General features: G+C 69.1%; 9 protein-coding genes. 5 read left to right on the forward strand and 4 right to left on the reverse strand.

All coding sequences use genetic code 11. The features are described 5' to 3' along the window. Both AC2VOP_RS08035 and AC2VOP_RS08040 read left to right on the forward strand, forming a co-directional pair. On the forward strand, positions 1–1,289 hold a 1,289-nt coding region (locus AC2VOP_RS08035; RefSeq protein WP_486960472.1), incomplete at its 5' end, for a coenzyme F420-0:L-glutamate ligase. Next, on the forward strand, positions 1,286–1,828 hold the full coding sequence (locus AC2VOP_RS08040) for an NUDIX hydrolase (protein ID WP_486960473.1): 543 nt from the start codon (positions 1,286–1,288) through the stop codon (positions 1,826–1,828). The genes AC2VOP_RS08035 and AC2VOP_RS08040, both read left to right, overlap by 4 nt. A 52-nt stretch (positions 1,829–1,880) precedes the next feature. On the opposite strand, the gene AC2VOP_RS08045 is transcribed toward AC2VOP_RS08040, so the two are convergent. The 4 genes from AC2VOP_RS08045 to rfbD form a co-directional block, all read right to left on the reverse strand. Next, entirely contained in the window at positions 1,881–2,690 is an 810-nt protein-coding gene (locus tag AC2VOP_RS08045) for a sulfotransferase family protein (RefSeq protein ID WP_486960474.1), read from the reverse strand. A gap of 156 nt (positions 2,691–2,846) precedes the next feature. Next, positions 2,847–3,914, reverse strand: coding sequence for a mannose-1-phosphate guanylyltransferase (manB, locus tag AC2VOP_RS08050; protein ID WP_486960478.1), 1,068 nt, complete (start codon positions 3,912–3,914; stop codon positions 2,847–2,849). Positions 3,915–3,931: 17 nt separating this feature from the next. Continuing rightward, the gene (locus tag AC2VOP_RS08055; RefSeq protein WP_486960479.1) at positions 3,932–4,807 is read right to left on the reverse strand and encodes a glycosyltransferase family 2 protein; all 876 of its coding nucleotides are present in this window, start codon (positions 4,805–4,807) and stop codon (positions 3,932–3,934) included. A gap of 14 nt (positions 4,808–4,821) precedes the next feature. Next, positions 4,822–5,712 carry a dTDP-4-dehydrorhamnose reductase gene (rfbD, locus tag AC2VOP_RS08060; protein WP_486960475.1) on the reverse strand — a complete coding sequence of 297 codons (891 nt, stop codon included), beginning with the start codon at positions 5,710–5,712 and terminating at the stop codon, positions 4,822–4,824. A gap of 65 nt (positions 5,713–5,777) precedes the next feature. On the opposite strand from rfbD, the gene AC2VOP_RS08065 reads away from it, so the two are divergent. The 3 genes from AC2VOP_RS08065 to AC2VOP_RS08075 all read left to right on the forward strand — a co-directional run. After that, positions 5,778–7,232 carry an LCP family protein gene (locus AC2VOP_RS08065; protein ID WP_486960476.1) on the forward strand — a complete coding sequence of 485 codons (1,455 nt, stop codon included), beginning with the start codon at positions 5,778–5,780 and terminating at the stop codon, positions 7,230–7,232. 146 nt (positions 7,233–7,378) lie between these two features. Then, entirely contained in the window at positions 7,379–7,657 is a 279-nt protein-coding gene (locus AC2VOP_RS08070) for a DUF1490 family protein (RefSeq protein WP_486960477.1), read from the forward strand. Positions 7,658–7,715: 58 nt separating this feature from the next. Further along, positions 7,716–9,460 (forward strand): heavy metal translocating P-type ATPase (locus AC2VOP_RS08075; protein ID WP_486960480.1); only part of this gene is annotated, 1,745 nt, incomplete at its 3' end.

Raw genomic sequence — 9,460 nt, forward strand, 5'->3', positions numbered from 1 at the left:
TTTCCGGCGCAGTCGCTTCGGCCGCACCGTGGCTGCGTGACGGCGACGTTGTGGTGGTCACCAGCAAGGTGGTGTCCAAGTGCGAGGGCCGCATCGCGCCCGCACCCGCCGATGCCCACGCGCGAGACGCAATGCGCCGCAGCCTGGTCGAGCGCGAAGCCGTGCGCGTATTGGCACGCAAGGGCCGCACGTTGATCACCGAGAACCGGCTCGGGCTGATCCAGGCGGCGGCAGGGGTGGACGGCTCCAATGTCGGTGCGGACGAACTGGCCCTGCTGCCCCTCGATCCCGACGCGAGCGCCGCCGCGCTGCGCGCCGGCCTGGCCGAACGGCTCGGCGTTCGAGCGGCGGTACTGGTCACCGACACGATGGGCCGTGCCTGGCGCAACGGCCAGGTCGACGTCGCGATCGGCGCCGCCGGCCTGGCCGTGCTGCATTCCTACGCCGGCGCGCTCGACCGGCACGGCAACGAGCTGGTTGTCACCGAAATCGCCGTCGCCGACGAAATCGCCGCGGCTGCTGACCTGGTCAAGGGCAAGCTCACCGGGATTCCGGTGGCGGTGGTGCGCGGCCTTGTCGGAGTCGGCGGCCCGGTCGCCGGCGACCGCGCCGCCAGCGGGTGGACCGCACGGGATCTGGTGCGGGCGGGCACCGAGGATTTGTTCTGGCTCGGCACCGCCGAAGCTGTCGACCTGGGCCGCCGGCAAGCACAACTACTGCGCCGCTCGGTGCGCCGCTTCACCGATGATCCGGTGCCACCGCACCTGATCGAAACCGCGGTCGCCGAGGCGTTGACTGCCCCGGCGCCGCACCACACCCGGCCGGTGCGGTTCGTCTGGCTGCAGAATGCCACGGTGCGCACCCGGCTGCTGGATGCCATGCGCGACAAGTGGCGTGCCGACCTGACCGGTGACGGCATGGCCGATGAAGCTGTCGAACGTCGAGTGTCACGCGGCCAGATCCTCTACGAAGCACCGGAAGTCGTCATCCCGATGATGGTCCCCGACGGCGCGCACCACTACTCTGATGCCGCCCGCACCGACGCCGAGCACACCATGTTCACCGTGGCGGTGGGCGCCGCGGTGCAGGCGCTGCTGGTGGCGATGGCCGTGCGCGGGGTGGGCAGCTGCTGGATCGGGTCCACCATCTTCGTCGCCGATCTGGTACGCGCCCAGCTGGACCTGCCGGATCAGTGGGAACCGTTGGGTGCCATCGCGATCGGCTACCCGTATGGGCCGCAGCAGCTGCGGCCCACGATGCCGGTCGATGATCTTCTGGTGTACAAGTGAGCGTTCGGGCCTCCGTGATCGCGATCCTGTCCGATTGGCATGCACCGGATGCTTTCCAGGACTCGCTTCGGCACGCGGTGCTGGCCTTCGTACACGCCCGCGCCGATGCCTGTGCCCGCGACTGCGAACCGGGCCATGTCACCGCCTCGGCGCTGGTGCTCGACCACACCAGCCACCGGGTGCTGCTGACTCTGCACCCCCGCCTGGGCCGCTGGGTGCAGCTGGGCGGGCACTGCGAGGACACCGACACCGACGTCGTCGCCGCCGCCCTACGGGAGGCCACCGAGGAATCCGGCATCGCCGACCTGCGCCTTGACCCGCACCTGGCAGCGGTACACGTTCAACCCGTGACCTGCTCGCTGGGCATGCCGACCCGCCACCTGGACCTGCAGTTCGTCGCACACGCGTCAGCGTGCGCACGGATCGGCATCAGCGACGAGTCGGTGGACCTGCGCTGGTGGCCGATCGACGCGCTGCCCGACGACGCCGATCATGCGCTGGCCTACCTGGTCGCCCGCGCGCGGCGTAAAAAGCTTTGAGGTCGGTCATGCCGAGATCGACACTAGCGCGACCCGAGATCGACGCCAGCCCTCACACCACCCGCAACCCGGCAGGCACATTCGCCGGGTCGCGCCAGAACGCGTCGTTGACGAACCGGTTGAACAGATCCGGCGGCAACAGGCTCTCCCGCGGCTCGGCCTTCACCACACGGCGCACGGTATGCAAGCCCGGAGTGCCGGCCCGCTCGTCGAACTCGGTCACGTCGTAGTCGACGTGGTCGAAGTCGTGGTTAAACATCGGCTCGCCGATGAAGTCGTAGATCGCCGCCATCGTCTTGGCCGGATCGGCGGTCAGCGTCTCATACTGCACCAGCATCAGCCGGTCGCGCTGCGCGCCGTAACAGGCCTGCTTGAGCGCATCGTAGTGCCCACCCACCAAGCCGTCCTGCGCCGCGACCTCGTTGGCGCGGGTATAGACCGTGCCGCCGGCGGTGAAGTTGAAGATCGACGACGGCGTGAACGCGTTGCGCTGGATCAGCCGCTCGATGCTGTCGATCACCCACGGCAACTCCCGCACGCAGGCCAGTACCTTCGCGGCCGGGAACAGCCGCGCGATCACCGGCATCCGCGCGCACCATCCGCGGTTGGTGTCGAAGATTACTTCCTTGGGGCAGTCGGCGTAGTAGTTGTCGAACAACCCGTGCAGGATGCGCTCGCGTTTGGCGTCGTCGAGAAAGACCGAGAATTCGTTGCGGGCACTCATCTCGTGCAGCAGCGCACCGGAGAGCCCGGCCAGCGGACCCGACATCCCGGCTTCAAACCTCGGGTTTTGCCGCAGCAACGCAGCCAGCAGCGTCGACCCCGATCTCGGCAAGCCCGAGATGAAATGAATCGATGCCATGGCGCACCCTCGACCTCTGTGGCGCCGCCTGTCGACACCGACCTGTGCTGGCGAAAATATTAACTGCCTGAGCCGAAGGCGTCGACACCCTCCACGGATCGTTGGCGCCGATGTGCTCGCCGCGGTGACGCAGCGCCCACGCAGGGTGAATGCGGCTCACACGTCCGACGAGTAGCGAATCCCGCCGTCGGGAATGCAAACCCCGGGCCACACCCGCGCCCCGCGCAGCAGCTCGCAGCGTGCCCCGATGTCGGCGCCGTCGCCGATGACTCCGTCACGGATCAGTGCCCGTGGGCCGACCCGGGCGCCGAAGCCGATGATCGACCGCTCGATCACACTGCCGGCCTCGACCCGCACCCCGTCGAAGATGACCGCTCCGTCCAATCGCGAACCGGGACCGATCTCCGCACCGCGCCCGACGACCGTGCCGCCGATCAGCACGGCGCCCGGCGCCACCGCCGCGCCGTCGTGCACCAGCGCCTCACCCCGGTGTCCACTCAGCGCTGGCGACGGCGCGATACCGCGCACCAGATCGGCCGACCCGCGCACGAAGTCCTCCGGGGAGCCCATGTCCCGCCAGTAGCTTGCGTCGACGTATCCGCACACCTTCACACCGTCGGACAACAACGCCGGGAACACCTCGCGCTCCACCGAGACCGCCCGGCCCGCCGGGATGCGGCCCAGCACCTCGCGCGACATCACATAGCAGCCGGCGTTGATCTGATCGCTCGGCGGATCCTGCGTCTTCTCCAAAAACGCGGTGACCCTGCCGTCTTCAGTGGGTACGCAGCCGAACGCCCGCGGGTCGCCGACCCGCACCAGATGCAGGGTCAGATCGGCTGCCTGGGCGCGGTGATAGGCCAGCAGCGCAGAAAGGTCGGCGCCGGAGAGCACATCGCCGTTGAACACCAGCGCCGTGTCGTGGCGCAGCCGCGGCGCGACGTTGGCGATGGCTCCCCCGGTGCCCAGCGGCTGCTCCTCGGTGACGTACTCGATCTGCAGGCCCAGCTTGGCTCCGTCACCGAACTCCGTGGAGAATACGCCGGGTCGATACGACGTGCCCAGCACCACATGCTCGATGCCGGCCGCGGCAAGACGCGATAACAGGTGGGTCACGAAAGGCAGGCCCGCGACCGGCAACATCGGCTTGGGCACCGATAACGTCAGCGGCCGCAGCCGGGTGCCCTTGCCGCCGACCAGCACCACCGCATCGACCTGCGCCAATGTTGTCACCGCGAATGTCACCGCCCTCTGGTCGGTTTCCACCGCGAGCTGCGCACCGCCAGGCGCGCCCGCACCGCCAGCGCGCCCCGCATCGTCCAGCGCAGCGGAGCACGCCACCAGCCCGGGTGGCGATCGGCGAGATAGGTGTAGGTGCTGCGGTGGTGGGCGACGAGGTTGCCGGCCGGGTCGCGGCCGGTGGCGTGGCCCTTGTGGTGCAGCACCTCGGCGGACGGCACGTAGATGTTGAGCCAGCCCGCTCTGCCGAGCCGATCGCCCAGGTCGACGTCCTCCATGTACATGAAGTAGCGCTCGTCGAAACCACCGATCGCGTCGAACGCGGCGCGGCGAACCAGCAGACACGACCCGGACAGCCAGCCCACCGGACGCTCGCTGGGTTCCAGCCGCTCCTGGCGGTAGGCCGCCGTCCACGGATTGGTCGGCCACAGCGGGCCGACCACGGCATGCATGCCGCCGCGGATCAAGCTGGGAAGGTGACGTGCCGACGGGTACACCGAACCGTCCGGCTCCCGGATCAGCGGCCCCAGCGCGGCCGCGCGTGGCCACCGCGCCGCCGCGTCCAGCAGCGCGTCAATGCTGCCGGGACCCCACTGCACGTCCGGGTTGGCGACGATAAAAAATTCACCGTGCTCGCCGGCCTCGGAATCCTCCCGCCCGAGCTGGGCGACGCCGCGGTTGACCGCGCCCCCGTAGCCGAGGTTGGCCCCAGTCGCGTACAGCCGCACGTCGGGATAGCGCCGCACTGCCTCCTGCGGCGCACCGTCGGCGGAACCGTTGTCGGCCAACAGCACTCGCACCGGCCTCTCGGTGGCCAGCGACAGCGACGCCAGGAAGCGGTCCAGATGCGAACCCGGCGAATAGGTCACGGTCACCACCGGCAGCGTCTCGGTCACGGGCTAGAGGTTAACCGAGCAATCCGCAGCGCTTCGACCAGTGCGTCACGCCACCCGCGCAGTGGCGTCAGTCCCGCCCGTGCCGAATCGACGCAAGACAGCGCGGAGTAATGCGGCCGGGCCGCTGGCCGGGGCCTGTCCGCGCTGGTGACCGGGCGCACCCGCGCCGGGTCCGCCCCGACCTCCGCGAATACCGCGCGCGCCTGCTCGTAGCGGCTCACCGCGCCCTGATTGGCCGCGTGCAGCACCCGCGCGCCGATCCGCCCGTCGGCCACCTGCAGCAGCGCGCCCGCCAGATCGGCGACGTAGGTCGGCGACCCGGTCTGGTCGTCCACGACCGCCACGGTCTCCTCGCCGTCGGCCAGCCTGCGCATGGCGGCGACGAAGTCGTTGCCGTCCGCCCCGGTATAGACCCAGGCGGTGCGCACCACCGTGGCATCTGGTGCCGCGGCGAGTACGGCTTCCTCGCCGGCCAGTTTGGTGCGCCCGTAGACACTGAGCGGCCCGGTCGCATCGCCGGGTTCGTAGGGATGCGGCTCTCCGTCACCGGAGTCGCCCTTGAACACCCCACTGAACACGTAGTCGGTCGAGATGTGGATCAGCCGCGCTCCCGCCTCCGCACACGCCTCGGCGACGTAGCGCGGACCGGTTGCGTTCACCGCGAACGCCGCCTGCTCGTCGGACTCGGCGCCGTCGACGGCGGTGTAGGCAGCGCAGTTGACCACCACGTCGCCGGGTCGCACGATCTGCCGGGCAGCAGCGGCGTCGGTGATATCCCACTGCGCCGACGTCAACGCCAGCACCTCGCGACCCTCACGTGCGGCCCGAGCCGCCAGCACGCGCCCGACCTGGCCACCGCCGCCGGTGATGACGATCCTGCTGGGCACCCCCTGAGTCTGGCACGCCGGACCGGCTATCCGTGATATGCCTCAACTCCAAGTAGTCTGAAGTGATGCATGTGCAACGTGTGGCTCGTGTGATTGCGACGGTCGCCGCCGTGGCGGTCGTCGGCGGCACCGGGGTGGCGTGGAGCCAGATCCGATCGTTCGAGGACGGCATCTTCCACATCTCCACGCCGCTGTTGGGCCACGGCGGCGCGGACGGCGCGGTGGACATCCTGCTGGTCGGCATGGACAGCCGCACCGACGCCCACGGCAACCCGCTGACCCCTGACGAGCTGGCCACACTGCGGGCTGGCGACGATGAGGCCACCAACACCGACACCATCATCCTGGTGCGCATCCCCAACAACGGGCGCTCGGCCACCGCGATCTCTATCCCGCGCGACTCCTACGTAGAGGCACCGGGCCTGGGCAAGACCAAAATCAACGGCGTCTACGGCCAGGTCAGAGAAGATACCCGCGCCAACCTGGTCGAGTCGGGCGTCGTGCCCATCGAGGCGGAGGCACGCGGCACCGAGGCGGGCCGCGAAGCACTGATCAAAACCGTCGCTGACCTGACCGGCGTCACCGTCGACCACTACGCCGAGGTCGGCCTGCTTGGTTTTGCGTTGATCACCGACGCCCTCGCCGGCGTCGATGTTTGCCTTAAAGCGCCAGTGTACGAACAGCTTTCGGGTGCCGACTTTCCGGGTGGCTGGCAGACGCTGTCCGGCCCGCAAGCGCTGAGCTTCGTCCGGCAGCGCCACGAACTGCCGCACGGCGACCTGGACCGGGTGCGCCGACAGCAGGCGGTGATGGCCTCACTGGCGCACAAGGTCATCTCCGGAAAGACCTTGTCCAGCCCGGGTACCGTGGCGCGCCTGCAGCAGGCGGTCCAGCGGTCGGTGGTGCTGTCCAACGGCTGGGACGCCATCGACTTCATCAAACAGCTGCAGAAACTGGCGGCCGGAAGCGTCGCCTTCGCCACCATCCCGGTGCTCGAAGAGTCCGGGTGGAGCGACGACGGCATGCAGAGCGTCGTACGGGTCGATTCCGGCCAGGTCGCCGATTGGGTCGCCGGCCTGCTGCACGATCAGGAGGAAGGCAAGACCGAGCAGCTGGCCTATACGCCGGAGAAGACCACTGCCACCGTGCTCAACGACACCGACGTCAACGGACTGGCGGCTGCCGTATCAGAAGTGTTGAGTGCCAAGGGATTCACTATCGACACTGTCGCCAACAACGATGCCGAGCACGTGGTCGGCAGCCAGGTGCTTGCCCGCAAGGCCGACGACCTTGGAGCACAGGCGGTAGCCAGGGATCTGGGCGGCCTGCCGGTCGTCTCGAACGCGTCGGTGCCACCAGGATCGGTGCGGGTGCTGTTGGCCAACGACTACACCGGCCCCGGATCCGGACTCGACGGCCCCGGTATCCCGAGCGGCTCGTCGGGCGACAGCGACGCCGCCGCCCCCCCCGCGTCACCCGTCCTCACCGCGGGGTCGGACAGTCCCGAGTGTGTCGACTGACGACGGCAACCTCAACCAGACAATCCTGAATCCCTGCTTCGTGGCGGTTGCGGGTCGTCCGAGCGCTCTGGTCGGTTGCACATACATGTCAATATGCTAATGTGCTAATGATTCTGGTTGGACGAGAGGGAAATGAGGGATCATCGATGGCATACGCGCTGTTGACGAAGGCGGGCACCGCGGTGCTCACCGGGCTGGTCGGGGTGGGCGCCTACGAGCTGCTGCGCAAGGCGCTGGACAAGGTTCCGCTGCATCAGGCCGCGGTGACGGCCACCGAATGGAGCCTGCGCGGGACCCGCCGCGCCGAAGAGGCCGCCGAATCGGCCCGGCTGAAGGTCGCCGACGTGGTCGCCGAGGCCCGAGAGCGCATCGGCGAGGAGGTGCCCGCTCCGGTGGCCGGTGATGTCCACGACAACGAGCATTGATCGCGTGACGACCGACGCCCGGGCTGTGCCGGCAGTGATTGCCGACGCTGCCGGTCGGATGCGGCTGCACGTCCCGTGGGTGCGCGCCGATCCACAGCGCGCCGTGGCCGTCGAGGAGGCGGTCTCCCGAGAGGCAGGGGTGCGGGCGGTGCACGCCTATCCGCACACCGGATCGGTGGTGGTGTGGTACTCGTCGAAACGCTGTGATCGTCCGGCCGTGCTGGCCGCCGTCGACTCGGCCGCTCGCACCCCGTCCGAGCTGATCCCGGCCCGCGCGCCACACTCGTCCGACATCCGCAACACCGAGGTGCTTCGCATGGTGATCGGCGGGGCGGCGCTGGCACTGCTGGGAATTCGCCGTTACGTGTTCGCCCGCCCGCCGCTGCTGCGGGCGGGCGGCCGGGTTGCCGCCACCGGGCTCACCATCTTCACCGGTTATCCGTTCCTGCGCGGGGCGCTGCGTTCGATCCGCGCCGGTCGTGCCGGCACCGACGCGTTGGTCTCGGCGGCGACGGTGGCCAGCCTGGTGCTGCGCGAGAACGTGGTCGCCCTCACCGTGCTGTGGCTGCTCAACATCGGCGAATTCCTGCAGGACCTCACGCTGCGGCGGACCCGGCGGGCCATCTCCGAGCTGCTGCGCGGCAGCCAGGACACCGCATGGATCCGCAGCGACGGCGCCGAGGTTCAGGTACCCATCGACACCGTGCAGATCGGCGACGAGGTGGTGGTCCACGACCACGTGGCGGTCTCGGTCGACGGCGAGGTGGTCGACGGCGACGCGATCGTCGACCAGTCGGCGATCACCGGGGAAACCCTGCCGGTCAGCGTTACCGCCGGCGCTCAGGTGCACGCCGGCTCGGTGGTAGTGCGAGGTCGGCTGGTGGTGCGCGCCACCGCGGTGGGCAGCCAGACCGTCATCGGACGCATCATCACCCGCGTGGAAGAGGCTCACCACGACCGGGCGCCGATTCAGACCGTCGGCGAGAACTTCTCCCGCCGCTTCGTGCCCACCTCGTTCATCGTCTCGGCGCTGACGTTGGCGATCACCGGGGACGCGCGCCGCGCGATGACCATGCTGCTGATCGCCTGCCCGTGTGCGGTCGGCCTGGCCACCCCGACCGCGATCAGCGCCGCGATCGGCAACGGGGCCCGCCGCGGCATTCTGATCAAGGGCGGCTCGCACCTGGAACAGGCGGGACGGGTCAACGCGATTGTGTTCGACAAAACCGGAACCCTGACCGTAGGCCGCCCAGTGGTCACCAACATCGTTGCACTACACAACGATTGGGAGCCAGAGCAGGTGCTGGCCTATGCGGCCAGCTCGGAGATCCACTCCCGGCATCCCTTGGCCGAAGCGGTGATCCGATCGACCGAGGAACGCCATATCAGCATTCCGCCGCATGAGGAGTGCGAGGTGCTGGTCGGTCTGGGCATGCGCACTCGGGCCGACGGGCGGACGCTGTTGCTGGGCAGCCCGTCGCTGCTGAGCAGTGAGCACATCGAGGTCTCCGAAGGGGCCGCCGGCTGGGTGGAAAAGCTGCGCCGGCAGGCCGAGACCCCACTGTTGCTGGCGGTGGACGGCATCCTGGTCGGGTTGATCAGCCTGCGTGACGAAGTCCGGCCCGAGGCAGCGGACGTGGTGAAGAAGTTGCGCGACAGCGGAGTACGCCGCATCGTCATGTTGACCGGTGACCATCCGGCGATCGCCTCGGCGGTCGCCGCCGAACTCGGCATCGACGAGTGGCGCGCCGAAGTGCTGCCCGACGACAAGCTGGACGTGGTCCGTGAGCTGCAAAGCAACGG

The organism is Mycobacterium sp. TH-M106, from assembly GCF_057473765.1.